1 protein-coding gene is annotated in these 952 nt (G+C 37.1%); it reads left to right on the forward strand.

The annotated features are described in order from the left end of the window. Positions 1–204: 204 nt before the first annotated feature. Entirely contained in the window at positions 205–909 is a 705-nt protein-coding gene (locus GQR46_RS20120) for a SapC family protein (RefSeq protein WP_002961447.1), read from the forward strand. Positions 910–952 lie beyond the last annotated feature (43 nt).

Below are 952 nucleotides of genomic sequence, written 5' to 3' on the forward strand. Positions count from 1 at the left end.
ATTAAAATCAACCATGAAGTGTGTTGTTTTTGAACAGAATTTATGAGTTTGAGCTGTATGTTTTTTAGCAACGCTCAGATTTGGTTAGATTTTATTTTTTCATGGTCGCTGTCATAAAAGTTTCCCTTCCTTTTTTAGCTCAAAAGCATTAGCCTAAAGGTATTAACAATGAAACATATAAATTAAAATAAACGGAGCAGTAACATGGCGGAGCAACAAGTACAGCCTTTACACAACGAAAAGCATGCCAACACTAAAATTCAAAACGGCATCAATGTAGAATTCATGAAAACTCAACATTTAGTGCCAGTAGTTGCACATGAGTTTGCACGCGTAGCAAACGAGTTTCCAATGTCATTCGTTAAAAACAACGAAAGCGGCACTTTTCAAGCTGTTGCTATGTTTGGCTTAGAGCCAGGCGAAAACCTTTTTGTAGAAGATGGTAAATGGACTGCAGCATTTGCACCTATGGCATCTACTCGTTACCCACTGGGCTTAGTTAAACACCCAGATCAAGATCAATACGGTATCGTAATTGACGAAGCAAGTGCGCTTGTTGGTGAAGACGAAGGTAATGCATTATTTGAAAACGGCGAAGAAACAGATTACCTAAAACGTCGTAAAGAAGCGCTTGTATCTTTTATTGAGTTTTCTCAAGTAACTGAAGCGTTCACTAAATTCCTTGCTGATAAAGAGCTACTAATTGCGCAAACGCTTACAGTAGACATTAAAGGCGAGAAAAAAGACATCAACGGTATTTACCTTATCGATGAGAAAAAGCTAAACGAGTTAAGCGATGCTGATTTCTTAGAGCTTCGTAAACGTGGTTACTTAGCACCAATTTATTCTTTCTTAACGTCTACTCATCAAGTAGCACGTTTAGCGCGTTTAAAAGCTAAACAAGCTTAATTATACCAATTGCATTAAATTAGTGATCTATTATAGCGATAAG

It is taken from the genome of Pseudoalteromonas sp. Z1A6 (assembly GCF_011378745.1).
Classification (GTDB): Bacteria; Pseudomonadota; Gammaproteobacteria; order Enterobacterales; family Alteromonadaceae; genus Pseudoalteromonas; species Pseudoalteromonas arctica.